Consider the following 20,618-nt stretch of genomic DNA (forward strand, 5'->3'; position numbering starts at 1 on the left):
GTTTTGAAGGTTTTAACACTTCATTATACTTGTGAAGTGAATAGGTTATGAAGCCACTAAACTGTTTGCAACCAGGTATTCTGCAATTTGAACGGCATTGGTAGCGGCACCTTTTCTCAGATTATCGGAAACGATCCAGAGGTTTAAGGTGTTTCGTTGGGATTCGTCCCTACGGATACGTCCAACAAACACATCATCTTTATCGTGTGCGTAAATGGGCATAGGATAGGTATTGGTATCCGGATTATCCTGCACAACGACTCCTGGGGTTTCATTTAATATTTTTCGAACCTCGGCTAGATCAAAATCGTTCTCAAATTCAATATTTACAGCCTCAGAGTGCCCTCCGGCCGTAGGAATTCGAACTGCAGTGGCGCTTACGGCAAAGGTTCTGTCATCCAATATTTTTTGAGGTTCCCTGGCCAATTTCATTTCTTCTTTGGTGTACCCATTTTCCATAAAAACATCACAATGCGGTAATGCATTTCGACTAATGGGATAAGGATATGCCATTTCTCCTTGGACTCCTGCAATTTCATTCTCCAATTGACGTACCGCCTTTACACCGGTCCCGGAAACCGATTGATAGGTAGAGATGACTACACGTTTCATCTGATATTTTTCGTGCAAGGGTGCCAGTACCATAACCAATTGAATCGTAGAACAATTGGGATTGGCTATAATTTTATCTTCTTTGGATAAGGAAGAAGCATTGATTTCAGGAACCACTAATTTTTTTGTGGGATCCATACGCCAGGCCGAAGAGTTGTCTACAACGGTAGTCCCTACTTCTGCAAATTTTGGTGCCCACTCCAAAGAGGCACTGCCTCCAGCAGAAAAAATGGCAATATCCGGTCTTTCGGCTACGGCCGTTTCCAAACCAATAATGGTATGTTCCTCTCCTTTGTACGCTAATTTCTTTCCTACAGATCGTTCTGAGGCTACTAATAATAATTCCGTAATCGGAAAATTTCGTTCAGCCAATACTTTCAGCATTACTTCACCTACCATGCCTGTGGCACCAACAACTGCAACTTTCATTTTATTTTAATTTTAGAGCACAAATTTAGGCAATCTAGGGAAGGGTACAAGAAGTTTTAAAAAGAATAATTAAAATATAACAAAATGTTTTATTTGTAACAAATAAAAATACTAAAGAAAAAACCGTCAATGCTATTCGCGTAATAGCACCAACGGCTTTTAGTTGGTTATTCGTGTAATGTAGCGGTAGATCTCAAAGACCTAAGCGTATTATTTTTTACTCAATAAATCTCTTATTTCTGCCAATAATTCCTCTTGAGTAGGACCTGCAGGTTCTGCTGGCGCTTCTTCTACAGGCTTTTTCGTCTTGTTATAGGCCTTGACAATCATAAACATGACAAAACCTACAATAATCAAATTAATAATGGTGTTTATCCAAAGACCATACGCAATTACAGCTCCACCGGCCTCTTTAGCTGCGGCCAAAGTCTCATAACTATTACCGTCCATGGCAACATGAAGGTCGGCAAAATCTATTCCTCCCGTAAAGTAACCTACAAAAGGCATCGCAATATTATCCACAAACCCTTTGATAACCGCACCAAGGGCTCCTGCCATAATTACGGCAACGGCAAAATCAATCACATTGCCTGTCATGATAAAATTCTTGAATTCTTTTAACATCTTTTAGTGTTTTTTAGTTAATTATTTATAGTGTACGCAAGATAGTCAAAAAAATAGATCCCTAAAAAAATGTTAATTTTCTGCTGTTCCACCAATAAAAACACGTTGTATGCGCTGGGAAATACCCGTGAGGAGTTCATAGGAAATGGTACCGCCATAAGCAGCAAACTGATCGGCGGTAGGATGTGTTCCAAAAACAATAACTTCATCTCCTTCCTTACATTGGAGGCTCGTGATATCGATCATGATCATATCCATGCATACGTTTCCTATTATAGGAGCCAGCGTTCCCTGCACGCTGACAAATGCTTTTCCGTTGCCAAAATGCCTCCCTATACCATCCGCGTGCCCTAAGGGTAGCGTGGCCGTCTTGCGATATCCTTCCGAAACAAAAGCGCGGTTATACCCCACGGTTTCACCAGGTTCGATCATATGTATCTGTGAGATAACGGTTTTTAGGGCAACAACGGGTTTCAGCTGAGCATCTTCCATGGGAGAATTTCCAAAACCATATAAGCCTATTCCACTGCGCACCATATCCCATTGGGCTTCCGGATAATTCAAGATTCCAGAGGTATTCAATAAATGTTTAAAGCAATCCGAAGTTATTTTGGCATCCACTTCGGCGCTGATCTTATGGAAGTTCCGTAGCTGTGTTTTTGTAAACGCCTCTTCATTAGCATCTTCGGAAGCAGCTAAGTGGGAGAATATGGATCGAATATCAAGAGAAGTATCTCCTTCCAGTTGTGAAACAATATAATCTACATCATTTTCCCAAAATCCCAGTCGATTTAAACCGGTATTGAATTTCAAATGAACGGGATAGGCTTCTAATTGAAATGCCTTGGCTTTTTGCAGAAACAATTTTAAAATTTTTGGCGAATAGAGACTGGGCTCCAATCGATGTGCAATGAGCAACTCAAAATTTGTAGGTTGCGGATGCAATACCAGAATAGGAAGTGTAATCCCGGCTTTACGTAACAGAACGCCTTCACGCACATAGGCAACAGCAAGGTAATCTACGCCCAGTTCCTGTAATTCTTTGGCAATTCTTGCCATATCACTACCATAGGCGAAGGCCTTTACCACTCCTAAGAACTTGGTGCCTTCTTTTAATTTCGATTTCAAATAGCGATAATTGTGCGCTAAGGCATCCATATCAATGACTAAAACGGTCTCTTGGGCCTTATGCATCGGGAAGCTCTTTATCTTTGGATACCTCTTCGGATTCTACATCCATTTTGTTCACTTTTTCTTTTAAGCGTGCCTTGTAAAAGGCCGCTCTGCTCAAAGGCTCGTATTCCTCTGTCTCCCCCAAGAGCACAAGATTATCATCATTGGATTTCCGATAACTATAACTGGCAAGATTTCCAGTGCGCGTACAGATCGCATGTACTTTAGTAACGTATTCGGCGGTAGCCATCAATGCGGGCATTGGCCCAAAGGGGTTTCCCTTAAAGTCCATATCCAGACCGGCAACCACCACACGAATCCCTCTATTGGCCAGGTCATTGCAGACAGAAATGATCTCATCATCAAAAAATTGTGCCTCATCAATGCCCACAACATCACAATCATCGGCCAATAAGCGAATGTTGGCCGCTGCCGGTACCGGAGTGGAACGGATCTCATTGGCATCGTGCGATACCACCATTTCTTCATGATACCGGGTATCTACAATAGGCTTAAAGATCTCCACTTTCTGTTTGGCAAATTGCGCTCGCTTTAGCCTGCGGATAAGTTCTTCGGTCTTACCGGAGAACATAGAACCGCAGATAACTTCTATCCAGCCAAACTGTTCTTGTGGGTTAACGGTATTTTCGAGAAACATTTTGTAATTTTAGACGAAAATAATGTCTTTTTCGTTCTTATACATAGGAAGTACTAAAGTATTCCTAAAAGATATACAAATCTGCCTAATTTTACCGAACTTATAAGACCGCAGAATTATCGTATTTTTGAAGGGTGCGATTGCGGCAAACATTTTTTGTAGGGCAATAAAGGATAAAAAATAATGAAGATTAAATTACAGGATGAATTGATCCGTTTGTGTACGGACATTATCACCTCCAGAGAGCTGAACGATATAGACGATTTATACGAAAAGGCAAAGGGATTGTACGAGAAATTGGCAGTACTCAGATTTATTGATAAAAATTTGAAGGATATTGAAATCGATGTGTCCAAGAATGCCATTGCGTCCAAGTTTGAAAAATTGGCGAACGCCGTAATGAATGAAAATACTTCTGTTCCGGAGACCAACCCACATGAAGAAGACATTATAACTCCGGGAATAGATACCATTAAGGATATGGTTTCTGAAATGCCTTTGAGTAACGAGGCCGGAAATGTATTTGCCGAGTTTATGGCAAAACCTAGTGTTATTAAAGAGGATAAAGAAGTGGTTACTCCAGAAATTTCGGAAAAGCAAGAGCAACCCCAGTCACTTAACGATCGGTTGACCTCCAAAGAAATAAAGGTGGATCTCAATGATCGTCTTGCCTTTGTAAAACATCTTTTTAATAACAGTACGGAAGACTATAACAGAGTGATTTCCCAATTGAGTACCATTGATACGGAAGAACGCTCCGTTGCTTTTATCACCAATATGATAAAGCCCGATTACAATAATTGGACGGGGAAGGAAGAGTATGAATCCCGCTTTATGGCTTTGATTCAACGTAAGTTTTCCTAAATTCCATAGCTACCCTAAAAAAGATAGACCCGTAATGTAATTCGGGTCTTTTTTTATGGCTGGAACGTATTTCTATAAAATCCTTAGTTTGAATAGCGTAATTTTGTATTGGACCACAAAAAAGAGATACCGATGGCTAAAAAGATAATCTACTGGGTTGGAATGACGCTTTTAACGGGAGTCATGTTATTTTCCATACAAATGTATTTGAGGAATTACGAGATGGTACAGGGCTTTTTCGATAAATTGGATTATCCCACCTATTTGGTATACCCCTTGGCTATCGCAAAAATTTTGGGATTGGTCGCTATTTGGGGAAATTTCTCCAAATCCTTAAAAGAGTGGGCTTATGCAGGTTTCTTTTTTGATATTGTTCTGGCATTTACAGCACATATCGTAGCCAAAGATGGAGGGGAACTCTTCTCCGTAATTGCCTTTATCGGGTTGGCCTTATCCTATATTGCCGGTAAAACCGTAAGACCTTAATCATTTATGGGGAAACTATATATTGTTCCTACGCCCATTGGAAATCTAGAGGACATCACCATTAGGGCGATTCAAGTATTAAAAGATGTCGATTTGATTTTGGCCGAAGACACAAGGACCAGTGGAAAACTACTACAACACTTTGACATTGCTACCCCCATGCAATCCCATCATATGCATAATGAGCATAAAACAGTGCAAGGAGTGGTTAACCGACTATTATCTGGAGCTACCATTGCGTTGATTTCCGATGCGGGCACACCTGCGATTTCCGATCCTGGATTTTTATTGACAAGAGCTTGTGTAGATCAGGATATCCATGTAGAATGTTTGCCAGGCGCAACGGCATTTGTCCCTGCTTTGGTCAATAGTGGCCTTCCCAATGATAAGTTTGTATTTGAAGGATTTTTACCGGTGAAGAAAGGACGGCAAACCCGGTTAAAAATATTGGCGGATGAGGCGAGAACCATGATTTTCTACGAGTCACCCCATAAATTGGTAAAAACCTTGGGCCACTTCAAGGAATATTTTGGGGAAGACCGAAAGGTGTCCGTATCCCGTGAGCTGACCAAAATGTACGAAGAAACCATCCGAGGGACCACCACAGAGGTCTTGGAATACTATACCAAAAAACCGCCCAAAGGAGAAATTGTAATTATTGTAGAAGGAAAAAGAAATCTAAAATGACATTGAACGAATTTATCAACAAAGTAAAAAACAAACCCGAAACACTGGAGTTTTCAGAGACTATGGCTGTAATTGAAGCCAACTATGAGTTTAACCCTACAGCTTTTAGGAATGGGGAATTGGAAAATGGAGCCGATCAAAATTTGGGTTCCTGTAAACTCTTGGCTTTTGCTCAGAAACAAGGTTTTACCCAAGAAGAGACCTTGGCTTGCTTTGGAAAATTTTATTTTGATGAGGTCTTGAACGATCCTCAAGGCACAGGACATCAGAACATCCGAAATTTTATGAAAACAGGATTTGAAGGCCTGCATTTTCAAAGAGAAGCATTGCAGGCAAAATAAGAATATTATTAGGGTTCGTAAACAGGATTGCTATTCAGAATATCCCGATGGATTTGCCCGGGATAAATAACATTGACGGGAATTTTAAGGCCATAAAAGGCACATAATTTTTGAACGCGATTCGTGATGGTTTCCCTATCATAGCGCGAAGAAAAATGACTTAAGATCAGTCGGTTTAGCGTAATTTCCGAAGCCATTTTCAATACTTCCTCCAAAGTGCTGTGTTTATTTCCTTTAGAGGTCACGGTGGTGCCTTCTTCATCTTGAAGGAAAGTTGCCTCGTGGATTAGAATATTGCTATAGTCCCATTTGGAATAATCGTCCACAGGGGTGTCTCCGGAGTAGGATAGGATATTGGTATGCACCTTATCCATTAGTGCTTCTTTTCCACGCACGGCAATAAGATTTTTAATTTCATCTCCCTTCAAATGAAGAAATTCCCGCTTTAGTTTTTGTTTTGATTCCATGATTTTGAAACTCAAACTTTTGGAGAACTCGGGAGCAACCTTAATATGCTCGTTTCGAATGGCTTCCACATAAATATTATTTTGAATACGAACGCGGTCTCCATGAACCAATGCCTGCCAAGTAGCTTCTTTAATATGAGGGTCAAACTGAAGTTGAAAATCGCGCATGGCAGGAAAGCTACCACAATCTTTGGGAAAATATATCTTTGGAAAACCCTTTCTGGAGTTTAATTGATTGAATTGAAAAAGCCCGGTAATATGGTCTCGGTCCGGGTGGGTGATAAAAACATACTTTACTTTGCCAGCCTTTTGTAAAAGTCCAGAAGTAACTCCATCTCCCGCATCGAATAATACCCCTAGCTCCTCAATATTGATCCAAGTAGCGAATAAGGCGGTAGAATATGCATGAATGTTCAAATTCATCTCGTTTTCGTAATGAAATCAAATCCAGCGCAGTCCAGATTCACTACAAGAAGTATGTGTGCTTCTCGACTGCACTCGATGAGACTTGAAAATTTTTGTATTGAAAAACAAGCTGTCTTAAGGAACCTTAATATTGACTCCCATCATGCTTGCCACGTTCCCAGCCGTGTTTTCCTAGATATTGGTCGCCACTTTCAACAGCGCCATCTTCTATAGAAGTACCCATAGAATCATTCCAGCGATTTAGGTAACCAAAGAGGGAAATTACGCCTAACATTTCAACCACTTCGCCTTCGTTCCAGTGCTCGTACAAACGTGCCTTGATTTCCGCATTCACCCCATTGGGCACTTGGGAAGCCAAAAGTGAAAAGTCCAAAGCAGCACGTTCGGCTTCGGAGAAAGCAGGATGCGTACGGTATTCCCAAATATTGTCCAACTGTTCCTGTTCCGCACCATAGCGTTCCGCAGCTCGGATAGCATGTGCCTGGCAATAGCGACAACCTGTAGCATTGCTGCTTACCCATGCAATCATTCGCTTTAGGGCCGAAGTAACACGGCCTTCATTGGCCATTACAGCTTTGTTAAGATTGATAAATGCTTTGGAAATGGCCGGTCTATGCTGCATGGTCAAGACCGAATTGGGACAAAAGCCCAGGGTTTCATTAAAGAATTCTGCAAGTTTGCGAGTCTCTTCATCATGACTCGGATCTAAAGGATTTACTAGTGGCATAATTTAAATTTTGTAGTCACAACGCACATGGGCACGATGTCACCATTTGGGTTCTTTATCGTATTTTTGTTTGGAATTTAATGGGGCTTCTTTGTAAAAAAAGCACAAAAAAAACGTCCAATTGAATTCGGTAACAAGAAACAAAAAATTATGAGTACTACAAATCATATCAGCACGAAATGGTTGGGCAATATGGCCTTTGAAAGCAATAACCCTTCCGGTTTAACTTTTAAAATTGATGCAGGCCCAGAGAATGGCGGAGAAGGAGCAGGATTTAGACCCAAAGCCTTGATGTTATCTTCCTTAGCCGGGTGTTCCGGATTGGATGTAGCTTCCTTGATCAAGAAAATGAAATTGGAAGTAGATGATTTTTCCATTGAAACTATTGCGAATCTAACAGACGAACATCCCCGTTTTTATGATGCAGTAACGCTGGAATATCATTTTTATGGAAGCAATCTAAAAGAAGATAAGTTGCAAAAAACCGTAGATCTATCCGTAGAAAAGTACTGTGGTGTCATGGAAATGTTTAGAAAATTTGCTACATTGGACATCAAGACTATTTTCCATCATAAATAAAGGGCTTTTATTCTTGACAGCATGCTTTGAATAGGAGTTCAAGCGCAAGTGCAAAAAATGAAATCCTTAGAAAGTGCAACTAGCAAAAAATTTAATTTAGAGGATAGATTAGTAGATTTTGCCTCCGACATTGTATTGTTTTTTACAGATTTACCAGAAGATATGACAGGGCAGTATTATGGGAATCAAATATTGCGATCTTCAGGAAGTTCCGCCTTAAATTTTGGAGAGGCCCAAGGAACTATTACCGGCAAAGATTATGTGTATAAGGCAAGTTTATGCCTGAAGGAATTGAAAGAATCAAGAGTGAATTTGAAAATCCTTGGTAAAGTAAACTATGGGGATGCATCCAAAAGAAAGATGCTGTTAGATGAGACTGATCAATTGATAAAGATAATGGCAACCATAATTAAAAATAAAAGGGGCTAAGGGAAGCAATTCCTGTACATTTGAACTTGAACTTGAATTTGAGAATTGCACTTGCACTTGAAAATTCTACTTGAACTTGAAAATTGAACTTACACTTAAAATGTAAAAAAACCATGCGCTGGACGCTAAAGCCAAAACCGGAACCAAAACAGATCAAAGCCCTGGCCCATGCCTTAAAGGTCGATGATTTGATAGCGCAGTTACTGGTGCAACGTGGTATTTCCTCTTATGAGGAGGCCAAGAAATTCTTTCGCCCAAAACTTTCCGATCTCCATGATCCCTTTTTGATGAAGGATATGGATTTGGCCGTTACGCGCATTGAAAGTGCTATTGCCCGGGAAGAGAATATTTTGATTTATGGAGACTACGATGTAGATGGTACAACAGCAGTGGCTTTGGTTTCTTCCTATTTAATGACCTATTACCCCAATGTGGCCACCTACATCCCAGATCGGTATGAAGAAGGTTATGGGGTTTCCTACCAGGGAATTGATTTTGCGGAGGATAATGGGTTTTCTTTAATCATAGCTTTGGATTGCGGAATAAAGGCAATTGACAAAGTACAGTATGCTGCGGAAAAGGAGATTGATTTTATCATTTGCGATCATCATAGGCCAGGAGATCAACTTCCCATTGCGGTGGCGGTATTGGATCCCAAAAGGGAGGATTGTGACTATCCTTATGATGAACTTTGTGGTTGCGGTGTTGGGTTTAAACTGATTCAGGCCCTGGGCTCAAGAAGAGATAAAGATATACAGGATTTACTATCATATCTAGATCTAGTAGCTACAGCCATAGGGGCAGATATTGTCCCCATTACAGGGGAAAACCGCGTATTAGCGCATTATGGACTTCAAGTCATAAACTCTTGCCCTAGAACAGGCTTTAAGGCTATCATTGAACAGCTGAAGAAAAAGACGCTGACCATTACCGATGTGGTTTTTACCATAGCTCCTAGGATCAATGCGGCAGGACGCATGAAACATGGCCAACATGCGGTAAACTTGTTAACGGAGACCGATGATGCCCAAGCGAGACAATTTGCCGAGGAAATTGATGCGTATAATACCCATCGAAGGAGTCTAGATCAGGAGATTACCGAAGAAGCCCTGGAACAGATTAAGGAAAATAAAGAGGAAGAGGACTATACCTCGGTAGTGTACAACAAGAATTGGCACAAAGGAGTCATCGGTATTGTAGCCTCTCGACTTATAGAAACCTATTATAGACCTACCTTGGTATTTACAAAAAGTGGCCATAAACTAGCGGCTTCGGCCCGGTCGGTAAAGGGCTTTGATGTGTATAATGCCTTACAGCAATGTGCTGATTGTATCGAGCAATTTGGAGGACATAAATATGCGGCAGGGCTAACCTTGCAAGAAGATCAATATCCTGCTTTTAAAGCGCGATTTGAAAAAGTAGTTTCGGAAACTATAGATACCAGTTTGTTGACTCCGGAAATTCTCATCGATGCCCAAGTAAACCTAGAGGATATGACACCTAAGTTGATGCGTGTCTTAAAGCAAATGGCTCCTTTTGGGCCGGGGAATATGTCTCCTGTTTTTATGACAGATAACCTTAAGGATAGTGGCTATGCCAAGGGAGTTGGTGAACATGGAAAACACCTGAAACTAGCGGCATCCCAAAATAACACAAAAGCCATGGGAGGGATTGGGTTTAATTTGGGGCAAAAACTACCTCTGGTTATGCAAAGAAAACCATTCAGCGCCGTTTTTTCTTTAGAGGAAAATGAATGGCAGGGCAACGTAAGTCTCCAATTGCGCGTTAAGGATATTAGAGCGACGAAATAATAACGGCTTATGGAACCATCTAAAACATACTTTACGATATGTTCTTTAAAAAAATGATGTATGCAAAACCCTCCTATTGTGGAATGGCCTTTGTAAACGGCAGTAAATATCCTTTGTTCATATTAAAAATGGTCAAGAAACCAGAAATATTGGAGGCAATGTTTGCAGATTACGAAGGAAAAGAATTTGAAAGATTGCCCGTATCCTTTATGTTTCATAAAAGGGCTTCAAGATTGGATATTATCATGGCTTTTCCTGCGAAAAAGACAATAATACTGGAACTGGACCTCAATCAACAAGAGGTGCAACATTCGGTATTGGGTCTTTTGATAAGTAGAAAATTCATCCTATCCAAAGACGAGGTGGGTCATCAAGCAATTACAATGAATGTAGCGGACGGCATCACCAAATTTAAGCGAAAGTGGGAAAAAGAACTGCAACCCTTTCTTTTGGACAAATGGGTGAAAAAGCACTTTAAAGAACATGAAAATCCAGAATTAAATACAGTTACGGAAGAGCAATTGGATGTCCTCAAAACCCAAATGCCGGAGTTATGGGCAGAAATTCTGGAAATTTATGAAAAAGATTGGCGGTAAAAGGCCAATTGGGTATCCCCAAAATAAGGCAAAATATCCTTTTACCTCTTCAAATGAAGCATATTACTTTTTAGGCTTAATCAATTCAATGCGACAATCAATACGCACTTCCTTCCCTAAAATTAACCCTCCGGCTTCCATAGCGGCATTATACTTTAGGTCAAAGTCATAGCGATCTACCGCTCCAGATATTTTTAAGCCCGCACGTGTTCCAAAACGGCTATCGGTAATGATGCCTCCAAATTTTGCATCTAGGGTAACTTCTTTGGAAACCCCATGCATGGTAAAGAGTCCTGTAATTTTATACTTCTTGTCCGAGACTTTGGTAAATTTGGAACTTTTAAACGTAATGGTAGGGTATTTGGTAACATCAAAGAAATCTGCATTTCTCAAATGCGCATCTCTTTTTTTATCTTTGGTATCTACGCTCTTTGCCTGTATGGTAACTTCAAAAGTAGCATCAGAAAAATCGGTCTTATCAGATTTAATTATAGCGGAATAATCATTAAATCTTCCTGTAGTTTCAGAAACCACCAAATGATCGATGCTAAATCCGATAGAGGAGTGTACATGATCTACATTCCATTGGGTTTCTTGGGCAAAGGAGGTGATACTCATGGATAGCGTTGCTATAAGAGCAAAGACAGTCTTAATATTTGTCATGTTATGTTTTGTATTTAAAAAGTTGTTGGCGATGTATGCAACCAAATAGTCGCGCAACAGCAAAGTTCCTTAACAATGTTGTGTATTCGTTTCTACGCAAAATTATAAAAAGAAGGAATAAGAGAAAGCGAATAATGATATCTTTGAATAGTATTTTAGCCCACTATTTTTTCTTATGGATCCATACGCAGCCTTACGTTTTAAAGAGTTCAATATTTTTTTAGTGGTACGTTTTGCTATGGTGTTTGCTTGGTCCATGCAGTTTATTGTTATTGAATGGCAAGTATATTCAATGACCAAAGACCCTTTGTCCTTGGGTATTATTGGACTTATGGAAATTATTCCAGCCGTTTCCATGGCATTGTTTGCAGGGCATATTGTGGATCAGCGTGAAAAAAGGAATTTATTGGTACAGTGTATTTTGGGTTTTTCTGTAATAAGTTTAGGACTGTTTCTAATTAGTATGCCATCGGCAACCGAGAGGCTTAGCGATAGCACAATACTCTACAGCATTTACGGCCTTGTTTTTCTAGGAGGAATTGTGCGTGCTTTTTTAGGACCCACGATCTTTTCCTTAGTGGCTTTAATTGTTCCCAAGAAAATCTATCCCAATGCAGCTACCTGGAGCAGTTCTGTTTGGCAAATGGCTTCTGTAATGGGGCCTGCACTGGCGGGCTTTTCTATTGGATGGATTGGCGTGCATTGGTCCATGTGCCTTATTTTTGGATTCTCTATTATGGCCCTAATGAGCCTTTTGCAAATTTCAAAAAAACCCATTTTAAATCCGAAAATTGGAGAGCCGGTAATGCAGAGTTTAAAGGAAGGTTTGCGTTTTGTTTTTGGAACAAAAGCGGTCTTTGGAGCCTTAACTTTAGATATGATCGCAGTACTATTTGGGGGTGCTGTTGCCCTATTGCCAGTTTATGCCCAAGATATTTTACAGGTAGGATCGGAAGGCTTTGGTATCTTAAGAGCAGCCCCAGCCGTGGGAGCGGCTATTACCATGTTGGGGTCCACACATTTTCCTTTACATAAATTTGCTGGGAAGAAATTATTGTTGGCTGTTTTTGCTTTTGGAATCTGTATTATTGTTTTTGGACTTTCCACTTCTTTCTGGATATCCGTGATTGCCCTTTTCTGTAGTGGCGCTGTAGATGGCGTATCCATGATCATTAGGCAAACCATATTGCAACTGAAGACCCCGGATCATATGCGTGGAAGAGTAGCTTCTGTAAATTCTATGTTCGTAGGTTCTTCCAATGAATTGGGCGCTTTTGAGAGTGGACTTACGGCAAAGTTGATGGGAACGGTGACTGCAGTGGTTTTTGGTGGATGTATGACCTTGCTTACGGTGGGAATAACCGCTATAGCTTCTCCGACCTTTAGAAGATTGGATCTTCAAAAAGATGTGGATGCCCACGATGAGGATATTGCTTGAGCAACAAAGCATGGTGAGTATTGTTTTTAAATATTATATTATTTTTAATAAGTCTAAATAAAAATAATTGATATATTTGATAGTACTATCGCTTAGAACATCCTTATGAATGATATTGTTACGCTATACCACAATGCTTTTGGAGTCGCTTTTTACTGGAAGAGAAATGAAGTTCCGCTTACGAAAAGGATTCAGATTATTTTTAGAGATACGGGTCTATTGATTACTCCGAGAGAATTGAACATCTTTGCCCAATTGATTCTACAGGCTAGAAAAGAAGGAACCGCCTGTGAAAATTGCCCTATGAATGAAAACTGTCGTTCCTGGTTGGTCAATACCCCGGCCGCACAGATCACTTTGGCCATGAATGCCAAGGAATTGGATGCCATTGAAGATTTGGTAGAAGGAACCTTATTTCAATTGGGTTTGAATGCTATGTTGGGGAAGCTTCTGTAGTTCCCTCAAATTTTTCCAAAGAAAGCGTGTTGCCATCAAAAACGGCATAGGTATAGTAGTGTATCCAGTCGCCCAAGTTCATATAGGTAGACTTCCCATTCAGATCAATTTCCAAAGGAAGATGCCGATGCCCAAAAACAAAATAATCATAATGTTGTTGTTCCAGTTTTCGCTTGGCGTATTGCACCAGCCACTCTTTATCCTCGCCTAGAAAAGTAACGTCTTCATCTCCGGAGATCATTTTATTTTTCACCGATAAATACTGGGCCAACCGTACGCCCCAATCCGGGTGCACCCAACGATACAGCCATTTTGCTAGAGGATTGGTAAACACTTTCTTCATGCGTTTATACCCTTTGTCCCCAGGCCCAAGGCCATCACCATGACCAATAAAAAAAGAGGTGTCGTTAAATCTAAACTGTTGTGGTTTATGAAAAACAGGGATTTGTAATTCTTCCTCAAAATAGCCGTTCATCCATAAATCGTGATTGCCCACAAAATAGTAGATAGGAATCCCAGCATCCGAAAGTTCGGCCAACTTGCCCAAAGTCCGCACAAAACCTTTGGGAACCACGGTTTTATATTCCATCCAAAAATCAAAAAGATCTCCCAATAAAAAAATAGCTTCGGCATCCTCCTTGATGATATCCAACCAGGCTACAAACTTCTTTTCTCGGGGCGCACTTGCCTCAATAGTGGGAGCACCCAAATGATTATCACTGGAAAAGTATATTTTTTTACCTGGGGAGATATGGATTTGCTTCATTTGAATGTAAAGATACAGAAAGTCGTTTTTGCGGGATATCCAAGAAACTTAGGTGAGGGTATTGAATATATACACTTCCTAGAGCCAGATGATTTCATCAGTTATCACTGGCATACCATTCGGCAAAGGCCGTTTCGGTTTCTCGGAGCTTAATGGAATGTAGTTCAATATTTTCGGGAAGTCTTGCCCGGATCTTCGCTGCAAAATCAATAACCATATTTTCACTGGTAGGCTGGTAATCTGCCAGTATAACTTTATGCCCACGATTTATTAATTCCTGTGCCAACTCTACATGCGGTGTATTTTTATTAAAAACGGTTGCATGATCAAAAGGATTGATAATTTCTTCTTTCACAATCTTTTTTAAATCCCCAAAATCAATGACCATCCCCCACTTTACATTGGTGGTATCGGTAATGGGGGCTCCAATGACCGTTACGGAAAGTTTATAACTATGTCCATGTACATTTTTACACTTACCATCATACCCGTATAGCGCATGACCGGTTTCAAAAGTAAATTGTTTGGTAATCCGAATAGTACTCATAAGTTCTGTTTGCACTACAAAGGTAGACAATCTTTAAAATGATTTGGAAAACCAGCTTGAATGTTTTTTGCTATTTTGGGAAGTAGCCGTGCCCGCAAGATTTTTATATAGACTAATGATCTAGCGCCTATAACGACGACGATTACGAACTCTGTTAAAAAGGTACATGAAGACCACGAAAAGGGCCAATATGGGGAAAATGATATCGCTGTTTAAAAAATTTAGAATGTCCATATACGTAACTTAAAAAAACAAAACGGAAACAAGGATCACATATTGTTTTAAGGCTTTTTAATTTTTGATAGGGTTTCCTGTACGCTATTGGTCAGCAGCTGTTTTTTCAGCATTTCCACTCTTTTTTCAAAATGCGGTCGCATATTTTCCATGGCATCCGAACCTACTCCTTTAATAGCGTAGAGGGCATCCTCCCTATAGGTTGCCAATTTGGTCGTGAAAAAGTCGAGCTCCTTATCCATTTCGGAAATGCGCTCAAAAACTTTGGTATATAGTCCTCTATCTTGGGCCCAGTAGGCATTTTTCCAACGTGTAGGCGTTAGGGCCAATGCATGAAATCCTGTTTTTCCAATCTTATCTAGCAGTAAGGGCGCCCCCAAAATTGGAAGCATGCTCCAATGCAGTTCGGGAAGCTGAAGTGATGCCGCATCTGTGGCAAAAACATAATCACATGCTGCAAGCAGACCTAAACCTTCTCCCTTGGTTTTTCCTTGTACACGACCAATAACAATTTTTTTAGAGGTGCACATGGCAACATACAATTCTGCAAGGGAGGTATAAAGTGTTTGAGATGCTTTAGGGTCAATGCCTGTAAGTTCATCTAAAGCTATTCCTGTACAAAAGGCACCATCATCCTCGGAAAGGAGAAGAATAACCTTTACTGCGTCATCCGCCGCACAATTTTGGAATTCTTGCTGAAGGCGCGATAGCAATTCTATGCCCAATGCATTGTTATTGGGGTGGGCAAAAGTCATTACGGCGACGCCATTTCTTACTTTGGTATATAAACTTCCTTGGGGTCTTGTGGTAGACATATAAATTATTTGCCTTAAAAGTAAGCATTCAGGAAGACATCGTCAAGGTGACAGTAAAGGCCTGAATTTCTTTCGAAACTTCCATACCAAAGCCCCTCCACGAATGAGCATCCAGACGACAAAGGCTATCCAAATACCATAAAATCCAAGATTGAAAAAGCGACTGAGAACAATGGTAGGGACAAAACCTAGAAAGGTGGCCGAAAGAAGCACATTTCTCAAGTACTTCATCTCTCCCAAACCTTTGAACAGACCATCGAGCACAAAGGCCACCGTATTGATGGGCATGGACAGGATAAGAATAAAGAAGATGGAGTAAAAAGTATCCAAAACAATCTGATCGGAAGAGAATAAACGTCCTATGGGAGCATAGAAAACGAAGCCAAGGAGTATCAAAATGGCACTGACCACCATACCGTACTGTGTTATTTTTTTAGCCAATTGCCATAAGCCTTTATAATCTTTGGCTCCCAGTAATTTCCCTCCCATGATATTCCCTGCGGCGCCATACCCATCTATAAAAAATGCTGCGAAAAGCCAAATATTGACAGCAATGGTGTGTGCCCCAATAAAGCGATCTCCCAAGGCAGTTGCTTCCCTGACGGCTAGGAGTAGGGCCGTATTTAAGGCCAGGGCCCGACCAAATAAATTGAGGCTCATAATTGCCAATCGCCCTAATTCATGATGTACCGGAAATTTTAAATGCAGCGTAATATCCGTTTTCCGAAGCAACAGAATAAAGGATAACAAGGCCATAATTCCTTGAGAGATAAGGCTAGCCCATGCCGCTCCTTCTAAATGCATTGGGGAAATTATACCTTTTATGCCATACACCAAAATAAGATCCAGAACAACATTCAACACCGCCCCGATAATGGCGATCCACATAGGCCAAACGGTGTTTTGCAGCCCTCGGAAAATGCCAAAGACGGCAAAGGTAAACAGGGTTAATGGAAAGCCCCAGACCCGAATACCGTAATATGAAATACAGAATTCCAATATTTTTCCACTGGCTTCCAACAACCGGAAGATGTCTTCAGCAATAAAAATTGTGGATAATAGAATAATCACACTCAGGAGAATATTGAAAAAGATGGCTTGGGCCGGCAAAGCTTTGATTTCCTCTAGTTTTCCTGCTCCCAAATATTGCGAGATCAAGGCAGAGATAGCGCTTCGTGTTTGCCCCAAGATCCAGATCAGCATTGATAAAAAGGAGCCTACAATGCCTGCTGCAGCCAATGATTCCAGCCCGTATTCGGGAATATTCCCCACAATGGCCGTATCGGTTATGGATAATAATGGCTCTGCTATCCCCGCTATTGTTGCCGGAATGGCCAGATTATTAATGCTTTTTAAGTTGATTGCTGTGGCCAAGGAAAAAAATACTTAAAGAATCAGTTCATAACAATAAAAGGGATGCTCACTTTGTAGGGGAAAGGCAATGCTTCCCAGCTTGGAATATCCCCTTGTCTCGTAAAATTTTTGATTTCTGGGATTTTGACTAAAGGTATCCAAACGCACCGATACAAACTGCTGTTCTCGGGCATACTGCTCTCCAAAATCCATGAGTTTTTGCGCATATCCTTTTCCCTGGAGCTCAGGAATTACGGAAAGACGATGAATATATAAGTTTTTTCCCGTAGGGGTATTCCAGTTCACTGCTTTATATTCCTCATCCATAAAGGTAGAGAGGACAATAGTTCCCACAATAATTCCTTCCCTTTCCAAAACGTAAAGTTCTTTGCGTTGCAGATCTTTTTCAAAGGTTTGGGCATCGGGGTAATGCTCGTTCCATTGATAGATTCCTTTTTTGATCATATGGGCCGAACAAGCTTTTGTAATGGTGAGTATATCGGTTATTTCCGATATCTTTGCACGTCGAATCATGTTTCGATTTTCAATTTTGTTGTAAATTTATGCTATAAATAACAAACCTTATGAAAAATATATTGGTTCCTATCGGTACTTCTCCAACTTCGCACCATACATTACAGTATGCGGTGGATTTTGCAACGGAATTTAAAGCAAAGATTTTTGTAATGGATGTGTTCAATGTGAAAACCGGTGCGGGTAATTTGGCCAATGTGACCGATAAATTGGCGCAGAGTAGCAAAGATCGATTAAAGGAGGTTATTGATAAAGTAGATTCCAAGAATATTGATATTAAAGTAGCGACCTATAATGGGGAATTAACCGATGGCTTAAAGGAAATTGATGCAAGTTTAGGGATTGATTTGATTATTATAGCCCCTCGGAGCAATGCCATAAAGGAAGAATTGTATTTAGGAAAGACCTCGGGAAAAATTGTTAAAAGAACCAACATTCCTGTACTCATTGTACCTAAGGAGGTTAGTTTTAAACCGTTTACCTCTATTTTGACCGCCTTTAAATCAGGGACATTAAAAAGAAAACGAATTATTAGTTCCTTGATTCAGATGAAAAATAAATTTCGTTCCAATGTCAGTTTACTGCTCGTTAAAACACCGGGCTATTCCGACGATGATTTAAAAGTAGATACGGCGCTAATGGATATTAGTTCTCAAATGACCTTAACGGAAAATGCAACCACCTATTTAGGTGTTTTGGAACATTTTCAATCCCAAAAACCGGATTTACTATGTGTGTTTCGTAGAAAAAGAGGCTTTTTTAAAATCTTATGGGAGAAAAACACCATTCCGAAATCGGAATTCTATGCCCCTATCCCTGTTTTGGTACTTTGTACAAAATAGAATTGATTTTTTTCCGTCCTGAATTTTGATAGGTTCGTAAAAAGTAGTTCCTTTGACGTTCTGAAAAAAGGGGGATTAGCTCAGCTGGCTAGAGCGCTTGCCTGGCAGGCAAGAGGTCACCGGTTCGACTCCGGTATTCTCCACCAATAAACAAGCCTTGGAAGCGAAAAACGCTCTAAGGCTTTTTTAATGGAGTATTTTTAAAAAAACCCCGTGTATCTTGAGCATCATTTATTGGCAGCTATAAACCGCAGTACTTCTGTGGCAAACCGCTTGGGTTCACTGGCCAAAGGAGCATGTCCAGACCTTTCAAAAATGAATAATTCTTTCTTTGTAGACCCTATATTTTCAAAGGCTATCTGGGCGGAAACTATAGGTACGATCATATCAAATTGTCCCGATATGAATAATGAAGGTATCTCTATTTCATGAAGTCTATTCGTAAAGTCGGTCGTTTCAAATAGACATTGTTCATCTACTAGTATATGGGCTATTTGGCCGCTATTCCATATTGCAGTGAGAAGATTATAATGGGATATAATATTATCTCCTTCTTCTGGACTGTTTAAGAAACCATCTTCCTCTAATTTTGCCTCTAAATCAAAAGCTTTGTTATTGAGTTCCAGCATATCATTCTTATTCGAAACTGGATCTACCTGAGCAACAAACTCCAAAATAGATTCCCAAAAAGTAACACTATTGCCTAAGGCGATTTGTGTATTTGCCGTTGTTGTAAATGTCGTTATATATTGATCGTATAGTCCTGCGGGGTTATTCGCACCATCTACTTCTATCCAGCCTTTAAAATCACTTTGATCTTTGAGTAGGGCCGCCGTACCCAAGGTTCCTCCCCAACTATGCCCCAATAGAAAGAAACGGGAGTCCGTGCCGTATTTGCGTCGAAGCACCTTGACCAATGCGAGCACATCTTCGGCCATAATATCCAAGGTTAATTCTGCCTCAGAGTAACTCCCTTGGGACATCCCCGATCCTCGCTGATCAAAATATACTACAGCATAATGATCTTCTATTTCTGAAAATGCAGTACCTCTAAAGCCCAACCCTAAATCTCCGGGTCCGCCATGAAGAGTGATTAAAAACACTTTTTCGTCCCCATTGCCAATAATATATGCAGGCATATCGGCATTTTTATGACGTACAAAAATGGTGTCATCTATATTGTTTAAACTACCTTCTTTTGCACATGCAAAAATTGCGAGAGAAATGATTACAAGGACCAAAGATCGGAATGTAAAGTGTTTCATTTTTTCTTCTTTTTAAAGTTAAAACGCCATCCGTATTGCAAAGAAAATGTGGGCAAAGTGCCTGCATTGTAATTGAATCGCGGACTAAAAACCACATTAAAATAACTGCCGGAATGTACCTTTCCTTTTCGTTGTTTCCCCAAACCCACGGATAGGGAGGGAGAATAGTATCCGCGACCAGGTAAAAATACCTTGTCCACCTGATCCCCCCGTACTTCATAGGTCTCAGGAAGAAAAGAACGGTAATATCCCAAAGGATTCAGTTCAATACTAAATTGTTTCCCTTTTTTGTTTGTTCGTCTCCACGTTATCCCATAGTTCATAAATGCACCCGTTTCTGTTTTGCTAGCTAAATTCGTAGTGAAACCTAGATTGCCATTCCATAAAAACTGATGCGTGTTTGTACGTGCACTACCTCTCTTAAATTTGTTTTTTTTATATTCTTTCCATAAATATTCAATCCCTACCGATACACCATTTCTCCAGAAAATAGTACCTGTCAGGCCCACCTTAAATTCAGTACGATCTAAGAAAGATGAGGAGAGTACAGTAGAGGTGGTTTCTTTTTTGTTCACCTCCTGCGCATATGTCGGGCTGCAACTAAGGGCTACAATACAAAGAACTAAGAATCTTATTTTCATATGAAATCTAGGCATTTAGAATAAAAGGAAAATTGCTATCTGTATGTTGGTATATGTAAATACAAGTTGGTGGTATGTATAAATTGATAGCTCCAAATCTATGCGGAGTGGTGCAGGCAGGTGTTCTGTTTTGTTAAGAATTAATAAAACGGAAC

General features: G+C 40.3%; 25 protein-coding genes and 1 tRNA gene. 12 read left to right on the forward strand and 14 right to left on the reverse strand.

The genetic code is table 11. The features are described from left to right. Positions 1–45: 45 nt before the first annotated feature. From ACEXOE_RS07780 to ACEXOE_RS07795, 4 genes are all read right to left on the reverse strand, one after another. Positions 46–1,041: an aspartate-semialdehyde dehydrogenase gene (locus tag ACEXOE_RS07780; protein WP_394748174.1), complete on the reverse strand. Its 996-nt coding sequence runs from the start codon at positions 1,039–1,041 to the stop codon at positions 46–48. A 210-nt stretch (positions 1,042–1,251) separates the two neighbouring features. Further along, positions 1,252–1,665 (reverse strand): large conductance mechanosensitive channel protein MscL, encoded by a 414-nt coding sequence (gene mscL, locus ACEXOE_RS07785; protein WP_394748175.1) that lies wholly within the window; start codon positions 1,663–1,665, stop codon positions 1,252–1,254. A gap of 72 nt (positions 1,666–1,737) precedes the next feature. Next, complete coding sequence (gene alr, locus ACEXOE_RS07790; protein ID WP_394748176.1) at positions 1,738–2,859, reverse strand: alanine racemase; 1,122 nt, start codon at positions 2,857–2,859, stop codon at positions 1,738–1,740. Further along, a complete protein-coding gene (locus ACEXOE_RS07795; protein ID WP_394748177.1) occupies positions 2,852–3,496 on the reverse strand; it encodes a thymidine kinase in 645 nt (214 codons plus the stop codon). The genes alr and ACEXOE_RS07795 overlap by 8 nt, the downstream gene beginning before the upstream one ends. A gap of 183 nt (positions 3,497–3,679) precedes the next feature. Here ACEXOE_RS07795 and ACEXOE_RS07800 point away from each other — a divergent pair, with 183 nt between their 5' ends. The 4 genes from ACEXOE_RS07800 (at position 3,680) to ACEXOE_RS07815 (ending at position 5,874) form a co-directional block, all read left to right on the forward strand. Beyond that, positions 3,680–4,360: a hypothetical protein gene (locus ACEXOE_RS07800; protein WP_394748178.1), complete on the forward strand. Its 681-nt coding sequence runs from the start codon at positions 3,680–3,682 to the stop codon at positions 4,358–4,360. A gap of 132 nt (positions 4,361–4,492) precedes the next feature. Then, positions 4,493–4,846, forward strand: a complete 354-nt coding sequence (locus tag ACEXOE_RS07805) for a DoxX family protein (protein WP_394748179.1) — start codon at positions 4,493–4,495, stop codon at positions 4,844–4,846. Positions 4,847–4,852: 6 nt separating this feature from the next. Then, positions 4,853–5,533 (forward strand): 16S rRNA (cytidine(1402)-2'-O)-methyltransferase, encoded by a 681-nt coding sequence (gene rsmI, locus ACEXOE_RS07810; RefSeq protein WP_394748180.1) that lies wholly within the window; start codon positions 4,853–4,855, stop codon positions 5,531–5,533. Further along, positions 5,530–5,874, forward strand: coding sequence for a HopJ type III effector protein (locus ACEXOE_RS07815; protein WP_394748181.1), 345 nt, complete (start codon positions 5,530–5,532; stop codon positions 5,872–5,874). Before rsmI ends, ACEXOE_RS07815 begins: the two co-directional genes overlap by 4 nt. An 8-nt stretch (positions 5,875–5,882) precedes the next feature. Here the strand turns inward: ACEXOE_RS07815 and ACEXOE_RS07820 are convergent, their stop codons facing one another. After that, positions 5,883–6,764: an MBL fold metallo-hydrolase gene (locus ACEXOE_RS07820; protein WP_394748182.1), complete on the reverse strand. Its 882-nt coding sequence runs from the start codon at positions 6,762–6,764 to the stop codon at positions 5,883–5,885. 127 nt (positions 6,765–6,891) lie between these two features. After that, entirely contained in the window at positions 6,892–7,494 is a 603-nt protein-coding gene (locus ACEXOE_RS07825; RefSeq protein ID WP_394748183.1) for a carboxymuconolactone decarboxylase family protein, read from the reverse strand. 150 nt (positions 7,495–7,644) lie between these two features. On the opposite strand from ACEXOE_RS07825, the gene ACEXOE_RS07830 reads away from it, so the two are divergent. The 4 genes from ACEXOE_RS07830 (at position 7,645) to ACEXOE_RS07845 (ending at position 10,909) form a co-directional block, all read left to right on the forward strand. Next, positions 7,645–8,073: an OsmC family protein gene (locus ACEXOE_RS07830; protein WP_394748184.1), complete on the forward strand. Its 429-nt coding sequence runs from the start codon at positions 7,645–7,647 to the stop codon at positions 8,071–8,073. 57 nt (positions 8,074–8,130) lie between these two features. Further along, a complete protein-coding gene (locus tag ACEXOE_RS07835; protein ID WP_394748185.1) occupies positions 8,131–8,502 on the forward strand; it encodes a four helix bundle protein in 372 nt (123 codons plus the stop codon). A gap of 113 nt (positions 8,503–8,615) precedes the next feature. Further along, entirely contained in the window at positions 8,616–10,313 is a 1,698-nt protein-coding gene (recJ, locus tag ACEXOE_RS07840) for a single-stranded-DNA-specific exonuclease RecJ (protein WP_394748186.1), read from the forward strand. Positions 10,314–10,351: 38 nt separating this feature from the next. Further along, positions 10,352–10,909 carry a hypothetical protein gene (locus tag ACEXOE_RS07845; RefSeq protein WP_394748188.1) on the forward strand — a complete coding sequence of 186 codons (558 nt, stop codon included), beginning with the start codon at positions 10,352–10,354 and terminating at the stop codon, positions 10,907–10,909. A gap of 63 nt (positions 10,910–10,972) precedes the next feature. On the opposite strand, the gene ACEXOE_RS07850 is transcribed toward ACEXOE_RS07845, so the two are convergent. Then, the gene (locus tag ACEXOE_RS07850) at positions 10,973–11,572 is read right to left on the reverse strand and encodes a YceI family protein (protein WP_394748189.1); all 600 of its coding nucleotides are present in this window, start codon (positions 11,570–11,572) and stop codon (positions 10,973–10,975) included. A gap of 175 nt (positions 11,573–11,747) precedes the next feature. Here ACEXOE_RS07850 and ACEXOE_RS07855 point away from each other — a divergent pair, with 175 nt between their 5' ends. Together ACEXOE_RS07855 and ACEXOE_RS07860 are read left to right on the forward strand one after the other, a co-directional pair. Further along, positions 11,748–13,010: an MFS transporter gene (locus ACEXOE_RS07855; protein ID WP_394748190.1), complete on the forward strand. Its 1,263-nt coding sequence runs from the start codon at positions 11,748–11,750 to the stop codon at positions 13,008–13,010. Between the two features lie 105 nt (positions 13,011–13,115). Continuing rightward, positions 13,116–13,466 carry a hypothetical protein gene (locus tag ACEXOE_RS07860; RefSeq protein WP_394748191.1) on the forward strand — a complete coding sequence of 117 codons (351 nt, stop codon included), beginning with the start codon at positions 13,116–13,118 and terminating at the stop codon, positions 13,464–13,466. Here the strand turns inward: ACEXOE_RS07860 and ACEXOE_RS07865 are convergent. From ACEXOE_RS07865 to ACEXOE_RS07885, 5 genes are all read right to left on the reverse strand, one after another. Next, positions 13,444–14,232: a UDP-2,3-diacylglucosamine diphosphatase gene (locus ACEXOE_RS07865; RefSeq protein ID WP_394748192.1), complete on the reverse strand. Its 789-nt coding sequence runs from the start codon at positions 14,230–14,232 to the stop codon at positions 13,444–13,446. The genes ACEXOE_RS07860 and ACEXOE_RS07865 overlap by 23 nt on opposite strands. Positions 14,233–14,329: 97 nt before the next feature. Next, a complete protein-coding gene (locus ACEXOE_RS07870) occupies positions 14,330–14,779 on the reverse strand; it encodes a 6-pyruvoyl trahydropterin synthase family protein (protein WP_394748193.1) in 450 nt (149 codons plus the stop codon). Positions 14,780–15,060: 281 nt separating this feature from the next. Further along, positions 15,061–15,828 carry an enoyl-CoA hydratase/isomerase family protein gene (locus tag ACEXOE_RS07875; protein ID WP_394748194.1) on the reverse strand — a complete coding sequence of 256 codons (768 nt, stop codon included), beginning with the start codon at positions 15,826–15,828 and terminating at the stop codon, positions 15,061–15,063. A 42-nt stretch (positions 15,829–15,870) separates the two neighbouring features. Beyond that, positions 15,871–17,202, reverse strand: coding sequence for an MATE family efflux transporter (locus ACEXOE_RS07880; RefSeq protein ID WP_394748195.1), 1,332 nt, complete (start codon positions 17,200–17,202; stop codon positions 15,871–15,873). A 12-nt stretch (positions 17,203–17,214) separates the two neighbouring features. Then, positions 17,215–17,715, reverse strand: coding sequence for a GNAT family N-acetyltransferase (locus ACEXOE_RS07885; RefSeq protein ID WP_394748196.1), 501 nt, complete (start codon positions 17,713–17,715; stop codon positions 17,215–17,217). Positions 17,716–17,765: 50 nt separating this feature from the next. On the opposite strand from ACEXOE_RS07885, the gene ACEXOE_RS07890 reads away from it, so the two are divergent. Together ACEXOE_RS07890 and ACEXOE_RS07895 are read left to right on the forward strand one after the other, a co-directional pair. Next, positions 17,766–18,557, forward strand: a complete 792-nt coding sequence (locus ACEXOE_RS07890; RefSeq protein WP_394748197.1) for a universal stress protein — start codon at positions 17,766–17,768, stop codon at positions 18,555–18,557. A 69-nt stretch (positions 18,558–18,626) separates the two neighbouring features. Further along, positions 18,627–18,703, forward strand: a tRNA-Ala gene (locus ACEXOE_RS07895). 81 nt (positions 18,704–18,784) lie between these two features. Here ACEXOE_RS07895 and ACEXOE_RS07900 read toward each other — a convergent pair. Together ACEXOE_RS07900 and ACEXOE_RS07905 are read right to left on the reverse strand one after the other, a co-directional pair. Then, positions 18,785–19,822, reverse strand: a complete 1,038-nt coding sequence (locus tag ACEXOE_RS07900; protein ID WP_394748198.1) for an alpha/beta fold hydrolase — start codon at positions 19,820–19,822, stop codon at positions 18,785–18,787. Next, positions 19,819–20,463 carry a hypothetical protein gene (locus tag ACEXOE_RS07905; RefSeq protein ID WP_394748199.1) on the reverse strand — a complete coding sequence of 215 codons (645 nt, stop codon included), beginning with the start codon at positions 20,461–20,463 and terminating at the stop codon, positions 19,819–19,821. The genes ACEXOE_RS07900 and ACEXOE_RS07905 overlap by 4 nt, the downstream gene beginning before the upstream one ends. Positions 20,464–20,618 lie beyond the last annotated feature (155 nt).

It is taken from the genome of Spongiimicrobium salis, assembly GCF_043678055.1.
Classification (GTDB): domain Bacteria; phylum Bacteroidota; class Bacteroidia; order Flavobacteriales; family Flavobacteriaceae; genus Spongiimicrobium; species Spongiimicrobium salis.

Bases quoted from the DNA above. Each gene is read 5' to 3' on its own strand.
- ACEXOE_RS07830 (WP_394748184.1), top strand. From the start codon at position 7,645: ATGAGTACTACAAATCATATCAGCACGAAATGGTTGGGCAATATGGCC.
- ACEXOE_RS07815 (WP_394748181.1), top strand. From the start codon at position 5,530: ATGACATTGAACGAATTTATCAACAAAGTAAAAAACAAACCCGAAACA.
- ACEXOE_RS07805 (WP_394748179.1), top strand. From the start codon at position 4,493: ATGGCTAAAAAGATAATCTACTGGGTTGGAATGACGCTTTTAACGGGA.
- alr (WP_394748176.1), bottom strand. From the start codon at position 2,859: ATGCATAAGGCCCAAGAGACCGTTTTAGTCATTGATATGGATGCCTTA.
- ACEXOE_RS07890 (WP_394748197.1), top strand. From the start codon at position 17,766: ATGAAAAATATATTGGTTCCTATCGGTACTTCTCCAACTTCGCACCAT.
- mscL (WP_394748175.1), bottom strand. From the start codon at position 1,665: ATGTTAAAAGAATTCAAGAATTTTATCATGACAGGCAATGTGATTGAT.
- ACEXOE_RS07875 (WP_394748194.1), bottom strand. From the start codon at position 15,828: ATGTCTACCACAAGACCCCAAGGAAGTTTATATACCAAAGTAAGAAAT.
- ACEXOE_RS07860 (WP_394748191.1), top strand. From the start codon at position 13,116: ATGAATGATATTGTTACGCTATACCACAATGCTTTTGGAGTCGCTTTT.
- ACEXOE_RS07855 (WP_394748190.1), top strand. From the start codon at position 11,748: ATGGATCCATACGCAGCCTTACGTTTTAAAGAGTTCAATATTTTTTTA.
- recJ (WP_394748186.1), top strand. From the start codon at position 8,616: ATGCGCTGGACGCTAAAGCCAAAACCGGAACCAAAACAGATCAAAGCC.
- ACEXOE_RS07870 (WP_394748193.1), bottom strand. From the start codon at position 14,779: ATGAGTACTATTCGGATTACCAAACAATTTACTTTTGAAACCGGTCAT.
- rsmI (WP_394748180.1), top strand. From the start codon at position 4,853: ATGGGGAAACTATATATTGTTCCTACGCCCATTGGAAATCTAGAGGAC.
- ACEXOE_RS07865 (WP_394748192.1), bottom strand. From the start codon at position 14,232: ATGAAGCAAATCCATATCTCCCCAGGTAAAAAAATATACTTTTCCAGT.
- ACEXOE_RS07835 (WP_394748185.1), top strand. From the start codon at position 8,131: ATGAAATCCTTAGAAAGTGCAACTAGCAAAAAATTTAATTTAGAGGAT.
- ACEXOE_RS07795 (WP_394748177.1), bottom strand. From the start codon at position 3,496: ATGTTTCTCGAAAATACCGTTAACCCACAAGAACAGTTTGGCTGGATA.
- ACEXOE_RS07800 (WP_394748178.1), top strand. From the start codon at position 3,680: ATGAAGATTAAATTACAGGATGAATTGATCCGTTTGTGTACGGACATT.
- ACEXOE_RS07780 (WP_394748174.1), bottom strand. From the start codon at position 1,041: ATGAAAGTTGCAGTTGTTGGTGCCACAGGCATGGTAGGTGAAGTAATG.
- ACEXOE_RS07845 (WP_394748188.1), top strand. From the start codon at position 10,352: ATGTTCTTTAAAAAAATGATGTATGCAAAACCCTCCTATTGTGGAATG.
- ACEXOE_RS07885 (WP_394748196.1), bottom strand. From the start codon at position 17,715: ATGATTCGACGTGCAAAGATATCGGAAATAACCGATATACTCACCATT.
- ACEXOE_RS07900 (WP_394748198.1), bottom strand. From the start codon at position 19,822: ATGAAACACTTTACATTCCGATCTTTGGTCCTTGTAATCATTTCTCTC.
- ACEXOE_RS07850 (WP_394748189.1), bottom strand. From the start codon at position 11,572: ATGACAAATATTAAGACTGTCTTTGCTCTTATAGCAACGCTATCCATG.
- ACEXOE_RS07905 (WP_394748199.1), bottom strand. From the start codon at position 20,463: ATGAAAATAAGATTCTTAGTTCTTTGTATTGTAGCCCTTAGTTGCAGC.
- ACEXOE_RS07820 (WP_394748182.1), bottom strand. From the start codon at position 6,764: ATGAATTTGAACATTCATGCATATTCTACCGCCTTATTCGCTACTTGG.
- ACEXOE_RS07825 (WP_394748183.1), bottom strand. From the start codon at position 7,494: ATGCCACTAGTAAATCCTTTAGATCCGAGTCATGATGAAGAGACTCGC.